19 protein-coding genes and 1 riboswitch are annotated in these 17,260 nt (G+C 68.5%); of the genes, 9 read left to right on the forward strand and 10 right to left on the reverse strand.

What is annotated here, in order from left to right; all coding sequences use genetic code 11:
- The 3 genes from Q7T09_RS18485 to Q7T09_RS18495 all read left to right on the forward strand — a co-directional run.
- A partial coding sequence (locus Q7T09_RS18485) for an HtaA domain-containing protein (RefSeq protein WP_304701670.1) occupies positions 1–371 on the forward strand: 371 nt, incomplete at its 5' end.
- Positions 368–613, forward strand: coding sequence for a type II toxin-antitoxin system Phd/YefM family antitoxin (locus Q7T09_RS18490; RefSeq protein ID WP_304701671.1), 246 nt, complete (start codon positions 368–370; stop codon positions 611–613). The genes Q7T09_RS18485 and Q7T09_RS18490, both read left to right, overlap by 4 nt.
- Positions 614–906: 293 nt before the next feature.
- The gene (locus Q7T09_RS18495; RefSeq protein ID WP_304701672.1) at positions 907–1,209 is read left to right on the forward strand and encodes a hypothetical protein; all 303 of its coding nucleotides are present in this window, start codon (positions 907–909) and stop codon (positions 1,207–1,209) included.
- A gap of 51 nt (positions 1,210–1,260) precedes the next feature.
- Here the strand turns inward: Q7T09_RS18495 and Q7T09_RS18500 are convergent, their stop codons facing one another.
- Positions 1,261–1,800 carry a GNAT family N-acetyltransferase gene (locus Q7T09_RS18500; protein ID WP_304701673.1) on the reverse strand — a complete coding sequence of 180 codons (540 nt, stop codon included), beginning with the start codon at positions 1,798–1,800 and terminating at the stop codon, positions 1,261–1,263.
- Between the two features lie 259 nt (positions 1,801–2,059).
- Positions 2,060–4,270, reverse strand: coding sequence for a catalase/peroxidase HPI (gene katG, locus Q7T09_RS18505; RefSeq protein ID WP_304701674.1), 2,211 nt, complete (start codon positions 4,268–4,270; stop codon positions 2,060–2,062).
- A 270-nt stretch (positions 4,271–4,540) separates the two neighbouring features.
- Here katG and Q7T09_RS18510 point away from each other — a divergent pair, with 270 nt between their 5' ends.
- From Q7T09_RS18510 to Q7T09_RS18520, 3 genes are all read left to right on the forward strand, one after another.
- Complete coding sequence (locus Q7T09_RS18510) at positions 4,541–4,756, forward strand: hypothetical protein (protein ID WP_304701675.1); 216 nt, start codon at positions 4,541–4,543, stop codon at positions 4,754–4,756.
- A 70-nt stretch (positions 4,757–4,826) separates the two neighbouring features.
- The gene (locus Q7T09_RS18515) at positions 4,827–5,987 is read left to right on the forward strand and encodes an IS30 family transposase (protein ID WP_304701676.1); all 1,161 of its coding nucleotides are present in this window, start codon (positions 4,827–4,829) and stop codon (positions 5,985–5,987) included.
- Positions 5,988–6,115: 128 nt separating this feature from the next.
- Positions 6,116–6,337 carry a hypothetical protein gene (locus tag Q7T09_RS18520; RefSeq protein WP_304701677.1) on the forward strand — a complete coding sequence of 74 codons (222 nt, stop codon included), beginning with the start codon at positions 6,116–6,118 and terminating at the stop codon, positions 6,335–6,337.
- Here the strand turns inward: Q7T09_RS18520 and Q7T09_RS18525 are convergent.
- Together Q7T09_RS18525 and thiC are read right to left on the reverse strand one after the other, a co-directional pair.
- Complete coding sequence (locus Q7T09_RS18525) at positions 6,334–7,059, reverse strand: pentapeptide repeat-containing protein (protein WP_304701678.1); 726 nt, start codon at positions 7,057–7,059, stop codon at positions 6,334–6,336. The two genes, Q7T09_RS18520 and Q7T09_RS18525, sit on opposite strands and share 4 nt — an antisense overlap.
- Before the next feature lie 30 nt (positions 7,060–7,089).
- Entirely contained in the window at positions 7,090–8,913 is a 1,824-nt protein-coding gene (thiC, locus tag Q7T09_RS18530; protein ID WP_304701679.1) for a phosphomethylpyrimidine synthase ThiC, read from the reverse strand.
- A 55-nt stretch (positions 8,914–8,968) separates the two neighbouring features.
- Positions 8,969–9,076: riboswitch (TPP riboswitch) on the reverse strand.
- Positions 9,077–9,147: 71 nt separating this feature from the next.
- Here thiC and Q7T09_RS18535 point away from each other — a divergent pair.
- Genes Q7T09_RS18535 through Q7T09_RS18545 form a run of 3 tightly spaced genes read left to right on the forward strand, consistent with a single transcriptional unit; the run spans position 9,148 to position 11,286 of the window.
- The gene (locus Q7T09_RS18535) at positions 9,148–9,534 is read left to right on the forward strand and encodes a DUF6491 family protein (protein WP_304701680.1); all 387 of its coding nucleotides are present in this window, start codon (positions 9,148–9,150) and stop codon (positions 9,532–9,534) included.
- 55 nt (positions 9,535–9,589) lie between these two features.
- A complete protein-coding gene (locus tag Q7T09_RS18540; RefSeq protein ID WP_304701681.1) occupies positions 9,590–10,594 on the forward strand; it encodes a D-cysteine desulfhydrase in 1,005 nt (334 codons plus the stop codon).
- Positions 10,591–11,286 (forward strand): aspartate/glutamate racemase family protein, encoded by a 696-nt coding sequence (locus Q7T09_RS18545; protein WP_304701682.1) that lies wholly within the window; start codon positions 10,591–10,593, stop codon positions 11,284–11,286. Before Q7T09_RS18540 ends, Q7T09_RS18545 begins: the two co-directional genes overlap by 4 nt.
- Here Q7T09_RS18545 and Q7T09_RS18550 read toward each other — a convergent pair.
- The 6 genes from Q7T09_RS18550 to Q7T09_RS18575 form a co-directional block, all read right to left on the reverse strand.
- Positions 11,275–12,123 (reverse strand): neutral zinc metallopeptidase, encoded by an 849-nt coding sequence (locus Q7T09_RS18550; RefSeq protein ID WP_304701683.1) that lies wholly within the window; start codon positions 12,121–12,123, stop codon positions 11,275–11,277. The genes Q7T09_RS18545 and Q7T09_RS18550 overlap by 12 nt on opposite strands.
- Positions 12,124–12,198: 75 nt before the next feature.
- Complete coding sequence (locus tag Q7T09_RS18555) at positions 12,199–14,145, reverse strand: S9 family peptidase (RefSeq protein WP_304701684.1); 1,947 nt, start codon at positions 14,143–14,145, stop codon at positions 12,199–12,201.
- A 105-nt stretch (positions 14,146–14,250) separates the two neighbouring features.
- Entirely contained in the window at positions 14,251–14,601 is a 351-nt protein-coding gene (locus Q7T09_RS18560; protein WP_304701685.1) for a hypothetical protein, read from the reverse strand.
- Between the two features lie 33 nt (positions 14,602–14,634).
- A complete protein-coding gene (locus Q7T09_RS18565) occupies positions 14,635–15,189 on the reverse strand; it encodes a hypothetical protein (RefSeq protein ID WP_304701686.1) in 555 nt (184 codons plus the stop codon).
- Positions 15,190–15,313: 124 nt separating this feature from the next.
- On the reverse strand, positions 15,314–16,216 hold the full coding sequence (locus Q7T09_RS18570) for a DMT family transporter (protein WP_304701687.1): 903 nt from the start codon (positions 16,214–16,216) through the stop codon (positions 15,314–15,316).
- Positions 16,217–16,288: 72 nt separating this feature from the next.
- The gene (locus Q7T09_RS18575) at positions 16,289–17,242 is read right to left on the reverse strand and encodes a hypothetical protein (RefSeq protein WP_304701688.1); all 954 of its coding nucleotides are present in this window, start codon (positions 17,240–17,242) and stop codon (positions 16,289–16,291) included.
- Positions 17,243–17,260: the final 18 nt, after the last annotated feature.

Genomic DNA, 17,260 nt, shown 5'->3' on the forward strand with positions numbered 1-17,260 from the left:
GCGGCTTCGTCTTCCCAGCCGGCCCCGACAGCACCCTGGCCATCGACGAGGCCGGCAGGCTGACCGGACGCGGGACCTTCACCGGCATCGTTCACTTCGAGGCCCACGGCGGCATGCTCAAGGTCTGGATGGTCGATCCCATCCTGGAGATCACCGAGGCCGGCGCCGTCCTCACCGTCGCCGACCACCCCACCCGCACCTACCGCCTGGAGGCCGCGAAGCTCGACCTCGCCGCCACGGCCCCCGACCCCTCCGGCGGCCTCATCCTCCCGGCGGCCCTGATGATGTTCGGCAGCCAATGGCTCGGCGACCACTACCCGGCCGGCGCGGCGCTCGACCCGGTGCGGTTGACGGTGGGGGGCCCGCCTTGACCACCTACAGCATCACCGACGCCAGGAAGGGCCTGTCCCGCCTGATCGACCGCGCGCTGGCGGGCGAGACGGTCACCATCTCCCGGCACGGCAGGGCCTTGGCCGAGCTGCGTCCCATCGCCATGAGTGACCACAAGGCCTCGCAAGCCAGCTATGCGTGGCTGAAGGCGCGCCGCCTGAGGCGCAGGGGCGTGGACCTGACCTCGGTGGAGTTGCTCGACCAACTCTACGACGGACGGTGAGCGCCGCCACCGAGCTGGGCGCCCGGACGGAGCTACCGGCGACGCCGGGCCGCGATCCAAACCTGGGATAGGGACAGCTAACCCACTCCGTCATCCCGGCCGCAGCGAGGCGGAGAGCCACGACCCAGGGGCCGCAATCAATCCCCTGGGTCCCGGGTCGCCCTGCGGTCGCCCGGGATGACGGGGCTTGATTGAGAGGGAGCGCCACCGGGGCTGGCCATGGGGGTTGCGCGGAGCGAATTGCGCGTGTCCCTATTCCGCTGAATGCCCCAACCTCCAACCTGACGGCCGCCATGAAACCAAGGATCACCGTCAGCGTCCAACCCGACGGCAGCTTCGACATCCACGTGAACGAGGCGGGCCGGGAACTGCTGGTCAAGGAACTCCAGCACCTGAGCGAGCGCTGGGATCACTTTCACCTGGATCACTGGGATGACCCCGAGATGGCCGACGCCACCGAGGCGCCGCTGTCCGCCATCCCCTACAGGCCCGACGATCGGGTCCTGCTCAACGGCAAGGTGTCGTTTCGACCGGACCACTGGGACCGGGAATACTTTCCGCACGTGATGTCCGGGGACGGCGAAGCCCGTTCGTGACCATCTCGCCGGCATGGGTCGCGACGCTCGGGTTGCGTTCGCGCGCCTCATCTAAGGCGGCGCATCACCCGGGTCCCCCGGCGCGATCACCGCCGGGAAGTCGCCGCGCACCACCTCACCGTCCAGTGCTCCAGTCACGAGTTCGACGGCCTGAAACCCCACCCCTCGCGACCGATGGGGCGCGTCGATACGGGCCGCCAGGTCAGAGGAAAAGCCGAAGCGCCCGTAGTAGGCCGGGTCACCCAGGAGGCTGGCGACTTGAAACCCCATCTCCCGGAGACGGTCCAGGCCGCCCGTCACCAGACGTGATCCAACGCCGCGCCTCTGAAGGTCCGGCGCCGCCGAGAGGCAGGTGAGGTAGGCGCCGCGCACCGGGCGCCCGTCGACGATAAGGGGCGCCGCGCACCATTGGGCGTGCCCGACGATGGCGTCGCCCGCCACCGCGACCTGCGCCAGGCAGACCTCGGCGCGTTCCCATACCGCCTGCACGAAATCGGCGGTGTCGTCGTCGGAGCCGAACGCCGTCGTCACCAGGTTGCGCACGCCCACCGCGTCGTCGGTCCGCTCGGGGCGTATGTCGAGGTCGGTCATCGGGTCAGGCTAGGCCCGCGCGCGAGCGCCATCCAGCCCCGGCGCGCGCCGGGGCTGGATGGGGCGGCCTCTCACCTAAGGGCCACCCCGCCCCTACTCCGCCGCCGCCTTCGCCCCGAGCCCGGCCGCCACCCGCGCTCTGTAGTCGGCGGCGGCGTCGGTGAAGTTGGCCGCCATCCGTTGCTGGCTGTCGGGATTGCGGCCCGACAGCGCGCCCAGTCTGCCCGGAACCTGACGTTTGGACGCCCTTCCCCCAGGGTCAGGCGAGGTCGAAGCGGTCGAGGTTCATCACCTTGGTCCACGCCGCCACGAAGTCCTGGACGAACTTCTCCTGCGCGTCGCCGCACGCATAGACCTCCGCAAGGGCCCGCAGCTGGGAGTTCGAACCGAAGACGAGGTCGACTCGGGTTGCGGTCCACTTCGGTTCGCCCGTTGCGCGGTCGCGGCCTTCGAACACGTCTTCGGCGTCCGAGAGCGCCTTCCAGGTCGTGCCCATGTCGAGCAGGTTCACGAAGAAGTCGCTGGTGAGCGTCCCAGGGCGCTTTGTGAAGACGCCGTGCTGAGACTGTCCGACGTTCGCGTCCAGGACGCGCATGCCGCCGACCAGCACCGTCATCTCAGGGGCGGTCAGTGTCATGAGCTGCGCGCGATCAAGCAACATCGCCTCCGCCGAGACGGCGTATTCGGTCTTCAGGTAGTTGCGGAACCCGTCCGCGGCGGGTTCGAGCACCGCGAAGGCCTCGACGTCGGTCTGCGCCTGCGATGCATCCGCGCGGCCCGGCGTGAAGGGAACCTGCACGACATGCCCGGCGGTCTTCGCAGCCTGCTCGACGGCGGCGCCGCCGCCGAGGACGATCAGGTCGGCCAGCGAGACCCTCTTCCCTCCGGTCTGCGCGGCGTTGAACGTGGTCTGGATGCCCTCAAGGGTTTCGAGCACCTTGGCCAGTTGGGCCGGCTGGTTGGCCTCCCAATCCTTCTGCGGCGCAAGGCGGATGCGGGCGCCGTTGGCGCCGCCGCGCTTGTCGGAGCCGCGGAACGTCGCCGCCGACGCCCACGCGGTCGAGACCAGTTCCGAGTTGGACAGTCCCGAGGCAAGGATCATCGCCTTGAGGGCGTCGACGTCCTGCGCATCGATCAGCGGGTGATCGACGGCCGGAACGGGGTCCTGCCACAGAAGCTCTTCGGCGGGGACCTCCGGGCCGAGATAGCGCGCGCGCGGGCCCATGTCGCGGTGCGTCAGCTTGAACCACGCCCGGGCGAAGGCCTCGGCGAACTGATCGGGGTTCTCGTGGAAGCGTCTCGAGATCTTTTCGTAGGCCGGGTCGAACCGCAGGGCGAGGTCCGTGGTCAGCATGGCCGGCGCGTGACGCTTTGACGGGTCGTGCGCATCGGGCACGGAATTGGCGCCCGCGCCATGCGTCGGTCTCCACTGATGCGCGCCGGCTGGGCTCTTTGTCAGTTCCCATTCGTAGCCGAACAGGTTCCAGAAGAAGTTGTTGCTCCACTTGGTTGGCGTCGTGGTCCAGACGACCTCCAGGCCGCTGGTGATCGTGTCGCCGCCCTTGCCCGTGCCGAAGCGGCTCTTCCAGCCGAGGCCCTGCTCCTCGATGCCGGCGGCTTCCGGCTCCGGGCCCACCAGCGACGCATCGCCGGCGCCATGGGTCTTGCCGAAGGTGTGACCGCCGGCGATCAGCGCGACGGTCTCCTCGTCATCCATGGCCATGCGCGCGAAGGTCTCGCGGATGTCCTTCGCGGCGGCGAGCGGATCTGGAATGCCGTTGGGCCCTTCCGGGTTCACGTAGATCAAGCCCATCTGCACCGCGGCCAGGGGATTGGCGAGGTCCCGGTCGCCGCTGTAGCGCTTGTCGCCGAGCCAGGTGTCTTCATTCCCCCAGTAGATGTCCTCTTCGGGCTCCCAGACGTCCGCCCGCCCGCCGCCGAAGCCGAAGGTCTTGAACCCCATCGACTCCAGAGCGCAGTTGCCTGCGAGAACCATGAGGTCGGCCCAGGAGATCTGGGCGCCGTACTTCTGCTTGATCGGCCAGAGCAGCCGGCGCGCCTTGTCGAGGTTCGCATTGTCCGGCCAGCTGTTGAGCGGCGCGAAACGTTGCGTGCCCGAAGACGCGCCGCCGCGGCCGTCGCCGGTGCGGTAGGTGCCGGCGCTGTGCCACGCCATCCGGACGAAGAGCGGCCCGTAATGACCGTAGTCGGCCGGCCACCAGTCCTGCGAGTCGGTCATCAGCGCGTAGAGGTCCGTCTTCAGAGCCTCGAGATCGAGTGTCTTGAACGCCTCGGCATAGTTGAAATCCTTGCCCATGGGATCGGACGGGGGGGCGTTCTGATGCAGAATCTTGAGGTTCAACTGGTTCGGCCACCAGTCACGGTTGGACCTGCCCCCCAGAGTCGCCTTGGGGAGAACCCCGTGCATCACTGGGCACTTGCCCGCGTTTCCGGCATCATTCCCGTCCATGTCTCTCTCCGATCCTGGCTGGGCGACCTGACGGCGCCCTCCGAGCGCCACCAACCTGATCAACAATGGCTGTGCCTGACGCTCCCGCATTGATAGGCGTCAAGCTTTCGATAGGTCCAATTGATTGATTTTCTCATTTGAATAGACTTTGTCTATTGGCGGTCGGCGCCGAACGCCGCCAAGGCGGCGCGCTCCAATGCCACATCGCAATATGGCCGGATCCGTGGTCCTGTAAGGCCTTCGCCAACATCCCGCCCGCCAAGGGACCCCATGCTCAAAACGCTGTTTTCGCGCACCGGAGCCGAATGGGCCTCCGCGGCCCTGGTCTTCGTGGTCAGCCTGCTGGCCGGCCGCTACGCGGCCCAGGGCATGGACCTGGTCCAGTGGGCCGGCGCGGCCACCGCGGTGCTGGGTTCGGTGACGGTGGCCGTCTGGGTGCGCACCGCGCCCGTCGCCGCCAAGATCACCGCCCGCCAGGACGACTGACCGCAAAGACGGGTGGGCTCAACGGGTGAACGCAACACGCTAACTTTTCTTCGGAGATGGAGCGTGGGTGATGAAGCAGCGGCGGCGGATCTACTACTCGGCGGCCCAACGGGCTGAGATTTGGGATCGCTGGAAGGCCGGCGAGTCGATGAGTTCGATCGGGCGGCGGTTCGACCGGGAGTCCTCGTCGGTGTTTTCGGTGCTTTCGCCGACGGGTGGCATCCGGCCTCCGGATCGGACGCGGAGTTCTCGGGCGCTCAGTCTCGGCGAGCGCGAGGAGATATCGCGAGGGCTCAGCACGCGCTGTTCGCTGCGGGGGATCGCTCGCCGGCTGGGTCGATCTCCGTCCACGATCAGTCGCGAGGTTCTGCGCAACGGCGGGCCGGAACGGTATCGGGCGACAGGTTCGGATCAGGCGGCCTGGAACCGGGCTCTGCGTCCGAAGCGCTGCAAGCTAGCTTGCCGACCTGCGCTGGCCCGGACAGTATCGGCTAAGCTGCGGCGGAAATGGTCGCCCGAGCAGATCGCCGGCTGGCTCAAGCGCACCTGGCCTGGGGAGCCGCAGAATCAGGTGTCGCATGAAACCATCTATCGCAGCCTGTTCATCCAGACCCGAGGCGTACTGAAGAAGGAGCTGCTGGAGCACCTGAGGGCCCGGCGGACCATTCGGCGCTCAAGGCACGCCAGCCTGAAACGGAATGGCTTGGGTCAGATCAAGGATGCAGTTTCTATCCGCGAACGACCTGCGTCCGTCGAGGACCGGGCCGTGCCCGGCCACTGGGAGGGTGACCTGGTCGGCGGATCCAGGAACAGCTACGTCGCGACACTGGTCGAACGCCACTCGCGCTACGTCATGCTGGTCAAGGTCGCCAACAAGGACACCGAAAGCGTCGTCTCGGCCCTGATCAAACAGTCGAAGAAACTGCCCAGCGAACTCTACCAGTCCCTGACCTGGGATCGGGGCAAGGAGCTCGCCGATCACAAGCGACTGGCGATAGCCGCCGACGTCGATGTCTACTTCTGCGACCCTCGATCACCTTGGCAACGAGGCTCGAACGAAAACACCAACCGGCTCCTGCGCCAATACTTGCCCCACGGGACCGACCTATCACTGCACAGCCAAGTCCAGCTGAGCGCCATCGCTCGACAGCTCAACGAACGGCCCAGAAAGACCTTGCTCTATCGGACGCCAGCCGAGACCTTTGCCGAGTGTGTTGCAGCGATCAGTTGAGCCCACCCGGCAAACCGGTCTCCCGACCGCCTCAAGCGTGACCACTCGCCGCAGGCCGACCACATTCCAAATTTACCCTGATCCACGACCCTGAAATCGCACGTCAATTGGAGGGCATAGGAGACCCCATGCTCAAGTCGATCACCGCCCGTCTTTCCGCCGAGCGCGCCGCCATGGCCCTCGTCATCCTGGCCAGCGCCCTGGTGGGCCGCCAGGCGGCGCTTGGCATGGACACCGCCCAGGGCCTCTCGGGCCTGGCCGCGATCCTCGGCTCCTCGATGCTGGTGGTGATGGTCCGCACCTGGCCCAAGCCCGAACCGGTCAAGGTCCGCGCCCGCCGCGAGGACTAGTCTGGGTGGACGTCGATGCCCAGCGCCGTCAGGAGACGGTACTGCTGGCCGACGTCGATCTTCATCCCCTCGCAGTTCGCCAGCCCTGAAAGATTCAGGCCGCTGACCTCTGCGCCCCGCAGGTCGGCGTCGGCGAACTTCGCCCCGCCGGTCAGCGCCTGGAACAGATCGCACCTGCGCATGTCCGCCCCCGTCAGGTCGGCTTCCCGCAGGTCGGTCTCCCGCAGCGAGACATTGGTCAGGTCGGCGCCCGCCAGCCGCGCCTGGGCGAGGTCGGCCAGTTCCAGGCTGCAGCCGGAGAACGACACCTGGGTGCGGATCACCTTGCGGCCGAACGACCGGCTGAAGTCCGCCCCCACGAAGGCCGCGCCCCGCAGGTTGCAGGTCTCGAACCGCGCGCCATACAGGCTCGACCGTTCGAACCGCGCGAAGGACAGGTCGCAGCGGGTGAAGCGCACTTCATCGAGACCGCAATGGGCAAATGTCGGCCCTTGTTGGCCTTGCGCGAACACGCAGGCCTCGAAGTGCGCGTCGCGCAGATTGGCGCTGGCGAACCGGGCGCCCAGGATGCGGCAGCCCTTGAATTTACTGCCTTCCAGCACCGTCCCCGAGAACTGCGCGCCCGTGATCGTGCAGCCCACGAACACCGCGTCGGTGCAGTCGGCGTCGGTCCAGTCGGCGTTCGACAGGTCTTCGTCGGTCGCCCCGCCTGCAAAAGCCATCTTCTTCCATCCGTGGCGACCGACATGTGCCTAGAGCTTGACCTGAATCTCGCTCCCCGCGGCCCGGAATTTGGCGCTCATCTCGGCCATCCCCGCCGCCACGTCGTTCTGCTTGGCCGCGGTCTCCCGGATCTCCTGGCTGATCTTCATGGAGCAGAACTTGGGCCCGCACATGGAGCAGAAGTGGGCGGTCTTGAAGGCCTCCTTGGGCAGGCTCTCGTCGTGGTATTCCCGCGCCGTCTCCGGATCGAGGCCCAGGTTGAACTGGTCCTCCCAGCGGAACTCGAACCGGGCCCGGCTGAGCGCGTCGTCCCAGGCCCGGGCGGTGGGATGGCCCTTGGCGAGGTCGGCGGCGTGGGCGGCGATCTTGTAGGTGATCACCCCCTGCTTGACGTCCTCCCGGTCGGGCAGACCCAGGTGCTCCTTGGGGGTCACGTAGCAGAGCATGGCCGTCCCGAACCAGCCGATCATGGCCGCCCCGATGCCGCTGGTGATGTGGTCGTAGCCCGGCGCGATGTCCGTCGTCAGCGGGCCCAGGGTGTAGAAGGGCGCCTCGCCGCAGACCTTCAGCTGCTTGTCCATATTGGCCTTGATCTTGTGCATCGGCACGTGGCCGGGGCCCTCGATCATGGTCTGGACCCCGTGCTTCCAGGCCACCTGGGTCAGCTCCCCCAGCGTCTCCAGCTCGGCGAACTGGGCTGCGTCATTGGCGTCGGCGATGGAGCCCGGGCGCAGGCCGTCCCCCAGGCTGAACGAGACGTCATAGGCCCGCATGATCTGGCAGATGTCCTCGAAGTGCTCGTAGAGGAAGTTCTCCTTGTGGTGGGCCAGGCACCACTTGGCCATGATCGACCCGCCCCGCGAGACGATCCCCGTCACCCGTTTTGCCGTCAGCGGCACATAGGACAGCCGCACCCCGGCATGGATGGTGAAGTAGTCCACCCCCTGCTCGGCCTGCTCGATCAGGGTGTCGCGGAACACCTCCCAGGTCAGGTCCTCGGCGACCCCGTCGACCTTCTCCAGGGCCTGGTAGATCGGCACGGTCCCGATCGGAACGGGGCTGTTCCTGATGATCCAGTCGCGGATGTTGTGGATGTTGCGGCCTGTGGATAGGTCCATGACCGTGTCGGCCCCCCAGCGGATCGCCCAGACCATCTTGTCCACCTCGTCGGCCACGGTGGAGAGCACCGCGGAGTTGCCGATATTGGCGTTGATCTTGACCAGGAAATTCCGGCCGATGGCCATCGGCTCCAGCTCGGTGTGGTTGATGTTGGCCGGGATGATCGCCCGGCCCCGGGCCACCTCGGAGCGCACGAACTCCGGGGTGCAGACGTCGGGAATCTCGGCCCCGAAGTCCTCCCCGTCGCGGATGAAGCCGTCGCCTTCCCGGCGGCGCAGGTTCTCGCGGATGGACACGTACTCCATCTCCCGGGTGATGATCCCGCGCCGGGCGTAGTCCATCTGGGTGACGCATCCCGCCCCCTTGGCCCGGTAGACACGGCGCGGCGCGGTGAAGGCCGGCGCCAGATGCTGGCCGCTGGCCCCGCCGTTGTCCTCGGGCTTCACGGCGCGGGGGTTGGTCACCACCTCCACATCGCCGCGTGAGACCACCCAGGGCTCGCGGGTCCGGGCCAGGCCCTGCTCGATGTCGATGGTCGCGGTAGGGTCGGTATAGGGGCCGGACGGATCATAGATGGTCACCGGCGGCTCGTTGGCGCTGGGGTGGACGGCCACCTCGCGGAACGGCACCCGGATGTCGGGCCACAACACGCCGGCCTCGTAGACCTTGCGCGAGCCGGGCCGCTCCCCGGTGGGGATGGCGCCATTGCTGGGGACGGGGGTCTGGACATTCATGCGCGGGCTCCGGCCTTGATAGGGAGACCCGGACGTGTCGCGCAGAGTGGTCGTGCGGTGGCCCGCGTTCCCTCCCTTCGCCGGCATGACCCGGATCAGGTTCGGCGGGTCGCGGGGACGAACCCGCCTCTCAGCCGCTGCGGCGACTCCCCGGAGAAGCCCTCACGCTAGCTGAGGCGCCCGACAAATGCCATCCTGGGGCGCTGATCTTCCGTCACCCGCAAGGATCACCCCATGACCCGTCTCCTCCCCCTTCTCCTGGCCGCCGCGGCCCTGAGCGCCCGCGCCGCCCCGGCCCTGGCGGCCGATCCCGCCCCGGCGCGGCAATGCTTCCGCGTCAGCCAGATGAACGGCCACACCGTCGCCGACCCCAAGACCCTCTATGTCGGGGTGGCCCGCAAGGAGGTCTACCGGATCGACATGGCCGGGGCCTGTCTGGCCGGCGCCAATTTCGGCGATCCCTTGGTGATCGAGAGCCGGGGCAATGACTTCATCTGCCAGCCCATCGACCTGGACCTGAAGGTGGCCGGGACCATCGGCCTGTCGCCCTGCATCGTCAGCAAGATCACCAAGCTGACCCCGGCGCAGATCGCCGCCCTGCCGCCCAAGCTGAAGCCCTAAGCGTCTCGCGAAGCCCGCGCCGGCCGTGCTAGGCAGGAGGCTCGAGGAGACCTCCATGCACCTGGCCCGCTTTCCCCGCGCCCGCTTCGCGCACCTGCCCACGCCGCTGGAGCCCATGCCCCGCCTCAGCGCGGCCCTGGGCGGCCCCGAGCTGTGGGTCAAGCGCGACGACTGCACCGGCCTGGCCGGCGGCGGCAACAAGACCCGCAAGCTGGAATTCCTGCTGGGGGACGCCCTCGACCAGGGCTGCGACACCCTGGTGACGCAAGGCGCGGTGCAGTCCAACCACGTGCGCCAGACCGCCGCCGCCGCCGCCCATTTCGGCCTGGCCTGCGAGATCATCCTGGAGGAGCGGACCGGCTCCAAGGCTGTGGATTACAACACCTCGGGCAACGTCCTGCTGGACCGCCTGCTGGGGGGAAAGCTGCGCAATGTGCCGGCCGGAACCGACATGAACGCCGCCCTGGCGGAGGTGGCCGAGGAGGTCCGCGCCGGCGGCGGAATCCCCTACATCATCCCTGGCGGCGGCTCTAACGCCATCGGCGCGCTGGGCTATGTCGACTGCGCTATCGAGCTGGTGCGCCAGGCCGATGAGCAGGGGATCGTCATCGACCGCATCGTCACGGCCACCGGCAGCGCCGGCACCCACGCCGGACTGGTGGCGGGCCTGGCCCTGATCGGGGCCGATATCCCGATCCTCGGCTTCGGGGTCCGCGCGCCCCGGGACGTGCAGGAGGCCAATGTCCACAAGCTGGCGGTGGAGACCGCGGCCCTGCTGGGCCACCCCGACCGCGTCAGCCGCGAGATGACCGTGGCCGATTGCGACTATGTCGGCGCGGGCTACGGCCTGATCGACGAGGCGGTGATCGAGGGTCTGAAGCTGGTGGCCCGCACCGAGGCCCTGCTGCTGGATCCGGTCTATACCGGCAAGGCCATGAAGGGCCTGATCGCGCTCACCAAGGCCGGCGCCTTCCAGGACGAGACGGTGGTCTTCCTGCACACCGGCGGCGCCCAGGGCCTGTTCGGCTACGCCTCGGAACTGGAAGGAAACCTCGAATGAGCCTCGTCCTCGGCGTCCTCGGCGGCATGGGTCCGGCCGCCACCCTCGACTTCCTCGCCAAGCTCCAGGCCTTCACGCCGGTGAAGTCGGAGAAGGACCACATCCGGGTCATCGTCGACATCAATCCCCAGGTCCCCGACCGCAACGACCCCTTCGCCAAGCCCGGACCGGTCCTGGCCGAGATGGCCGGCGCCCTGCACGGCGCGGGGGCCGAGGTCCTGGCCATCGCCTGCAACACGGCGCATGCCCATGCCGACCTGATCACCCGGGCCTCGGGCCTCCCGCTGGTCGACATGATCGCCACAGCCTCGCATGCCGCGCGCGACACCGGCGCCCGGCGGGCCGGGGTCCTTGGCACCAAGCAGGCCATCCGGCTCTATCGCGAATACCTCGCCGCCCAGGGCATGGGCCTCGTGACCCTGCCGGCCGAGGCCCAGGAAGGCTTCATGGCCCTGCTGGCCAAGATCAAGGCCGGCGACCTGGGTCCGGAGGTCCGCCAGGGCATGGCTGACCTGGCCCAGATCCTGGTGGCCGAGGGCGCGGAGGCCATCATCGCCGGCTGCACCGAGGTTCCCCTGGTGCTCTCCCCCAAGGACGTCCGCAAGCCGCTGCTGGACGCCGGCGAATTGCTCGCCAAGCGCTGTGTCGATGTCTGCCTGGGCTACGAGCCCGTGCCTGTTCTAGAGTCGTGACGCGCTGAACGTATCGCAGGACGCCGGGTCGCCGTTCTGCACCCCGGCCCGGAACCAGCGCATGCGCTGCTCGCTGGTGCCGTGGGTGAAGGCGTCGGGCATGACCCGGCCTTGGGACTGCTTCTGCAGGGTGTCGTCGCCCACCGCGGCGGCGGCGCGCAGGCCGTCCTCCACGTCCTTGGGGTCCAGCGCCACCTGGCCGCCCGAGGTCTCGGAGGCCCGCGCGGCCCAGACCCCGGCATAGCAATCGGCCTGTAGCTCCAACCGCACCGAGCCGGAATCCTCGCCACGCGCGCCATATTGCTTGGAGCGCTCCATCTGGCCGGTGAGGTTCTGGACGTGGTGGCCGATCTCGTGGGCGATGACATAGGCCCGCGCCGCGTCACCCTGGGCGCCGAAGCGGCCCGAGAGCTCCTGCCAGAAGGCCAGGTCCAGATAGACCTTGCGGTCCTGCGGGCAATAGAACGGCCCCATGGCCGACTGGCCCATGCCGCAGCCGGTGCCGGTGGCGCGGTCATAGATCACCACCCCGGCCGGCGGATCGTAGCTGCGATTGGAGGCCTTGAAGACCTGGCCCCAGACGTCGCTGGTGGAGGTCTCGATGACATCGACGAACTGGGCGTCGGCGTCCTGGGGCGTGCCACGCACGCCCTCCTGCTGCTCGGCCCCGCCGCCGGCCTGATTGACCACGCTCAGCGTCGTCGAGGGATCGATGCCGAAGACGAAATAGCCGATGGCCGCCAGGACCAGCCCGCCGATCCCGACCCCGCCCGCCACCGGGCCGAGCCCGCGGCGATCCTCGATGTTCCCGCCGCGCCGTCCGCCTTGCCAACGCATGGCCATCTCCTGAAACCCAAGCGCCCTCAACGCGCCAACACCGCCGAGGATGCGGCGGAACGGGGCCGCTGTCAGCTAGCGGGGGGGATTGTTCTTCTCCAGGAAGTCCACGGTCGCCTGCAGCATCTGGGTGCGGGTCGCACCGCGCGACAGCCCGTGATCCTCGGCCTTCAGGGTCACCAACTCCACCGGCTTGGCCGCCGCCGTCATGGCGTCGGCCATCAACTGGCTCTGCTCATAGGGCACCACCAGGTCGTCCTTGCCGTGGATCAGCAGGACCGGCGCCTTGATCGCCGCGACCTGGAGCGCCGGGGAGTAGGCGCCGAGCCCGCTCTCGTCCTCGCCTTCCACGCCCATGAAGCGACGCCAGAAACGCAGGGTGTCGTTCCGGCCGCCGCCGAGATTTCCCCGCTTCCACATCAGGAACCGATGGAGGTCGGAGATGCCGGAGACCGCCACCGCGCAGCGGTAGATCCCTGGCTGCAGGGCGACCCCGGCGAGGGCCGCGTAGCCGCCATAGCTGGCGCCGGCGATACAGACCCGCTTGGGATCGATCATCCCCTGGCCCGCGAGGTGCTTCACCCCGTCGGAGAGGTCTGTCTGCATCTTGCGGCCCCACTCGCCGTAGCCGGCGGCGGTGAAGGCCGGGCCGTAACCGTCGGAGCCGCGGAAATTGGGCTGCAGCACCGCATAGCCGCGGGACGCGAGCGCCTGACTCCACCAGTCGAAATCCAGGGTGTCGAAGGATTGGGGCCCGCCATGCGGCATGACCACAAGGGGCAGGTTCTTGGGATCCCGCCCCTTGGGCAGGGTCAGGACCGCGGGAATCTCCAGTCCGTCGGCGGCCTTGTAGGTGATCAGGGTGGCGGTGGAGATCTCGTCCGGCCCCAGGCCGGTCTGGATGTCGTCCACCATGGAGGCGCGGCCGACGGCGAGGTCGACGAACATGTAGGCCGCCCCGGTCTTGGGGCCCTGCACCTTGACCACCACCTGCTTGCGGTTGTCGGACCAGCTCTCCAGCGTCACCCGCTCGCCGGGGAAGGCGCGCTTGATCTTGTTCCAGCCGGCCTGATCCTCGGGGGCGAAGAAGGTCATCGTATGGGCGTCGTCGTTCTCCACGACGCCAATGATCCGCCGGGTCACCCCGTCCAACAGGAACTCCAGCACGCCGTTCTTCAGCTCCAGGGGCTCCCCGAGCTTGCCGGTCTTGAGGGAGACGGGCTTGAAGACCTGATGGCCGTCCTCAAGGCGGGCCAGCAGCAGGGTGTCGGGCGCGGGCCCAAGAGCGACCACCGAGGGCTCATCCAGCGGCGCGGTCTCGGCCAGCACCGGATACCATTTGGAGCCCACCCGGACGAGCAGCCGCCAGTCCCCGTCCTTGCGGTCGTATTCGGTCTTAGCGATCGCCGCGCCGGAGCCGTCCAACACCCAATCGGTGGAGATGTCGCCGATGCTCGGCCCCGAATCTAGCAGACGCGTGGGACCACCGGCGACGTCCACCCGGTAGAGGCTCTGAAGGCTGTCCACGCCGCTGATTCTCAGGCCGACCGCATAGATGCTGGGCACGCCCTCGGCCACGCGCACATGGACACCGCCATTGGTGAAGTTGCCGACGCCCGGGGTCTTGTCGAGGACCAGCTGGAAGGTCCGCGTCTCAAGGTCGTAGACGCGGGTCTGCAAGATTTCGCTGCGGCCCGTGAACTCCACCGACGAGCTGTTGCTGCGGATCCTGGAGGTCGTGGAGGTGGAGAAGGCGATGCGTCCATCGCCCACCCAGAACAGATCCCGCAGCTTTTCGACGCCCACGCCGACGGCGGCCAGCATCTTCCCGTCCGCCAGGCTCTGCACCATGATCTTGCGGCTCTCGCCCTCGGGGCGGACGTAGGCGAGCTTCGTGCCGTCGGGCGAGACCTCCACCTGCTCCAGGGTCGGGAGGCGGCCAAAGACCTCCAGCGGCGGCGCGGCGGCGGCGGGCAAGGCGAACAGGGCCGCACACAGGGCGGCCACGACCATTCGAAACATGAGAGTTCCCCCCGGAACCGAAACGCCACCAACGACCCCAGGTGGTCACGCAATATTCCCGGCGCACGCCCACCGGGCAAGTCTCAATTGTGAAGCTTGCGGACTCTACCGACGGTTTTCGGCCGCGGCGCGGACGCGGGCGTTGGAGGCGGCCATCCAGGCCTCGATGTTGGAGGGCAGCAGGCTGGCCGCCGGGTTGGGCGTCGGGCGGGCGTCGTCGGCGGGCAGCCGGATCGTCGCGCGTTGGGAGTCCAGCTCGCGCAGACGCGCTTCGGTCTGCTGGCGGGCCTCCAGGGCGTTGAGCTGGTTCTCCAGCGCCACCGCTCGCTGATTGGCCAGCTGCTGCTGCTGCCAGAGATCGAAGTCCCGGGCGGCCCAGCCGGGGTCCTGCGCCGAGGTGGCTGTGGCGAAGACGGCGGAGAGGGCGACAGCTGAAAGCAGGAGACGCATACCCATCATAACGCGCAGGACCGGGCCGGGTCCCGGCCCCTACCGCCGGGAGACGCTGAAACGGGTGAGCTGCTCGCGGGGGGCGGCCCATTCGGGCTGCATCTCCAGAGCCTTCTGATAGTCGAAATAGGCCGACTTGGCGTCGTCCAGGCCCTCATAGGCGAGCGCGCGGTTGTAGTAGGCCTTGGCCGGTTCCTGCACCCCCAGCTCCAGCCCCCTGTTGATGTCGGGCAGGCTCTCGGCATAGCGCCGCTGGCCGATGGAGGCCGCGCCGCGGTTCACATAGGCCTCGCCCATGTCGGACTTGAGCCTTACGGCCTGGTCGAAGTCGCGGGTGGCCTCGGGATAGGCGCCGCGCCGCAGCTTCAGGACCCCGCGGTTGATCAGGGTTCCGGCCCGGTCGCGGGCGTTCAGAAACTCGGTGTCCAGGGCCTCTGTGCAGAGCTGCTGGAACTTGACGTCGCTCTCGCCGCCGATCGCGGCCTGCGAGCAGGCCTGGGCCAGGCCTCCGCCGATCACGGTGACCGCGGCCTGTGCCGAGCCCGCCGCACAGGCCAGCGCCAGGGCGCCCGCCATCGATACTGTCCTGAACATGCCTGGCCTCCATCGCCTGGAGCCGGCCCGGAGCGCGCGAGGCCCTCGCGGAACCTGACTTCACCGCCAGATTCTTCCCGTAACGGGGGTCTGTCAACGCAGGCTTTCTGCAAGCCGCGGGCGGTCAGGTGCGGCGGAAACGGCGGGTTTCGCGCAGCAGGATGTAGACGCTGCTGCCGGCCACCACGAGGGCGCCGGCCAGGGTCGCGAGCCGGGGGGTCTCGCCCCAGACCAGGAATCCGATGAGGCTGGCCCAGACCAGCTGGGTGTAGTCGAAGGGCGCCACCACGGCCACCGGCGCCCGGCGGATCGCCTCGGTCAGGAACAGCTGCCCCACCCCGCCCAGCAGGCCCGCGAGGATCAGCAGGCCCAGGGTCTGCAGGTCCGGGATCACCCAGCCGAAGGGCAGGCTCGCCAGCCCCAGCACCATGCCCGCCAGGGTGAAGTAGAAGACGATCGTGGCGCCGGGCTCGGTGCGGCCGATCTCGCGGATGGCGATCATGGCGCCGGCCGAGCCGACGGCGGCCACCAGGGCGAAGATCGTCCCCTTCACCGCCATCTGGGCCGGATCGGGGTGGATCATGATCAACACGCCGGCCAGGCCGACGATGACGGCTCCCCAACGGTGCAGGCCCACCGTTTCCTTCAGGATCAGCGCAGACAGCGCCGTCATGAACAGAGGGGCCGAGAAGGAGAGCGCCGTGGATTCCGTCAGCGGCAGCAGGCTAACCGCCGTGAACCCGCAGACCATGCCGGTCAGGCCGACGGTGGAGCGCATCAGGTGGCCCAGCGGCCGCTTGGTCTTCAGCACCGAGAAGCCGCTGGTGCGGGAGATGTAGAGCAGGACCGGGACGAAGGCGAAGGCGTTGCGGAAGAAGATGATCTCCAGGACCGGCACGCCGCGGCTGGAGCACCACTTCACCAGCGCCGCCAGGCCCGCCATGCAGACCATCGCCGCCACCCGCAGGGCGATCCCCAGGCCATTGCGCTGGACGGTCATGTGCGCGGGCGGAGGGCTGGCGGTCATGTCCCAGGCCATATGCGGTTCGGCTTGACCGCGCCATCCCGTGCGACGACGGGACGCCCGATCGCATCAGGGTCAGGGGCGGGTGGGCGCAACCACCAGGCCCGCCGCGGCCAGGTCGTTCACAAAGGCCTGGGTCATGTCGAAGGTCTGCACCACCCCGCGCTTGAAGTCCTCGCGCGCATAGACCTCGGCGGGCGCCACGAGCCCACGGTCGGGGCTCCTTCGGCAGATCCCGACGCTGATGAGCTTGTGCACATGGCGGCGCGTGGTCTCGTAGGGCAGGCGCAGGTCACGGGCCAGGTTGTAGATGCTCACGGTTCGGCGCGGCCCGTCGTCGGGACTCTCATCGACGCCGCCGAAGGTGTCGGCCAGGGCCGGGTCGCGCGTCGCATGCCGGGTGTTGGCCCCGACGATGGCCAGGAACATCAGGCCCTCCGCCAGCTGCAGGTTCATGTTGGTCATGAGCAGCTCGACCCCGTTGAGGAAATAGTCGCTGGACAGCCGCACCACCTCGCGCGGGAGATACGCCGACTTTGCGGCGGCCCCGGGCGCCGGTCCGCCGGTGGGCGTCACGCCCGCGTCGGCCAGGGCCTGGACGAAGCGCAGGGTGGCCTCGAAATTGGTACGCACCGCGGCGCGGACGTCCTCGCGATGGTTCACCTCGGCGGGCGCCACGACCCCACCGTCGCCGCCCCGGACGCACAGACCCGACGCCAGCAGCTTGCCGATATGGCGCCGCGCGGTCTCGTAGGGAAGATGCAGCTCCCGGGCGATGGCGTAGACGCTCACCGGCCGGCGGAGGGCTTCGGGCGGCAGGTCCCCGGGCTCGAAATAGACCGCCGCCAGGTCCGGCTCCGCCAGCAGGTGCCGCACATTGGCCCGCACGATGGCCAGGAAGAGCATGCCGGTCACCAGATCGGAGTCGATGGAGGTGGTGATGATCTGGCTGGCGTTCACGAAGAAATCGCCGCCAAGACTCATGACATGGCGGCTGACGTCGCTGGGAAGGGCGTCCGGGTCGGGCATCTAGGTCCTGATTACGCG

The sequence above is a fragment of the Phenylobacterium sp. genome, assembly GCF_030645195.1.
In the GTDB taxonomy this organism is placed as follows: Bacteria; Pseudomonadota; Alphaproteobacteria; order Caulobacterales; family Caulobacteraceae; genus Phenylobacterium.

What these genes read in the sequence shown, in the direction of transcription:
- Q7T09_RS18495 (WP_304701672.1), top strand. Translation starts at nt 907, where the DNA reads ATGAAACCAAGGATCACCGTCAGCGTCCAACCCGACGGCAGCTTCGAC.
- Q7T09_RS18500 (WP_304701673.1), bottom strand. Translation starts at nt 1,800, where the DNA reads ATGACCGACCTCGACATACGCCCCGAGCGGACCGACGACGCGGTGGGC.
- katG (WP_304701674.1), bottom strand. Translation starts at nt 4,270, where the DNA reads ATGGACGGGAATGATGCCGGAAACGCGGGCAAGTGCCCAGTGATGCAC.
- Q7T09_RS18510 (WP_304701675.1), top strand. Translation starts at nt 4,541, where the DNA reads ATGCTCAAAACGCTGTTTTCGCGCACCGGAGCCGAATGGGCCTCCGCG.
- Q7T09_RS18515 (WP_304701676.1), top strand. Translation starts at nt 4,827, where the DNA reads ATGAAGCAGCGGCGGCGGATCTACTACTCGGCGGCCCAACGGGCTGAG.
- Q7T09_RS18520 (WP_304701677.1), top strand. Translation starts at nt 6,116, where the DNA reads ATGCTCAAGTCGATCACCGCCCGTCTTTCCGCCGAGCGCGCCGCCATG.
- Q7T09_RS18525 (WP_304701678.1), bottom strand. Translation starts at nt 7,059, where the DNA reads ATGGCTTTTGCAGGCGGGGCGACCGACGAAGACCTGTCGAACGCCGAC.
- thiC (WP_304701679.1), bottom strand. Translation starts at nt 8,913, where the DNA reads ATGAATGTCCAGACCCCCGTCCCCAGCAATGGCGCCATCCCCACCGGG.
- Q7T09_RS18535 (WP_304701680.1), top strand. Translation starts at nt 9,148, where the DNA reads ATGACCCGTCTCCTCCCCCTTCTCCTGGCCGCCGCGGCCCTGAGCGCC.
- Q7T09_RS18540 (WP_304701681.1), top strand. Translation starts at nt 9,590, where the DNA reads ATGCACCTGGCCCGCTTTCCCCGCGCCCGCTTCGCGCACCTGCCCACG.
- Q7T09_RS18545 (WP_304701682.1), top strand. Translation starts at nt 10,591, where the DNA reads ATGAGCCTCGTCCTCGGCGTCCTCGGCGGCATGGGTCCGGCCGCCACC.
- Q7T09_RS18550 (WP_304701683.1), bottom strand. Translation starts at nt 12,123, where the DNA reads ATGCGTTGGCAAGGCGGACGGCGCGGCGGGAACATCGAGGATCGCCGC.
- Q7T09_RS18555 (WP_304701684.1), bottom strand. Translation starts at nt 14,145, where the DNA reads ATGTTTCGAATGGTCGTGGCCGCCCTGTGTGCGGCCCTGTTCGCCTTG.
- Q7T09_RS18560 (WP_304701685.1), bottom strand. Translation starts at nt 14,601, where the DNA reads ATGGGTATGCGTCTCCTGCTTTCAGCTGTCGCCCTCTCCGCCGTCTTC.
- Q7T09_RS18565 (WP_304701686.1), bottom strand. Translation starts at nt 15,189, where the DNA reads ATGTTCAGGACAGTATCGATGGCGGGCGCCCTGGCGCTGGCCTGTGCG.
- Q7T09_RS18570 (WP_304701687.1), bottom strand. Translation starts at nt 16,216, where the DNA reads ATGACCGCCAGCCCTCCGCCCGCGCACATGACCGTCCAGCGCAATGGC.
- Q7T09_RS18575 (WP_304701688.1), bottom strand. Translation starts at nt 17,242, where the DNA reads ATGCCCGACCCGGACGCCCTTCCCAGCGACGTCAGCCGCCATGTCATG.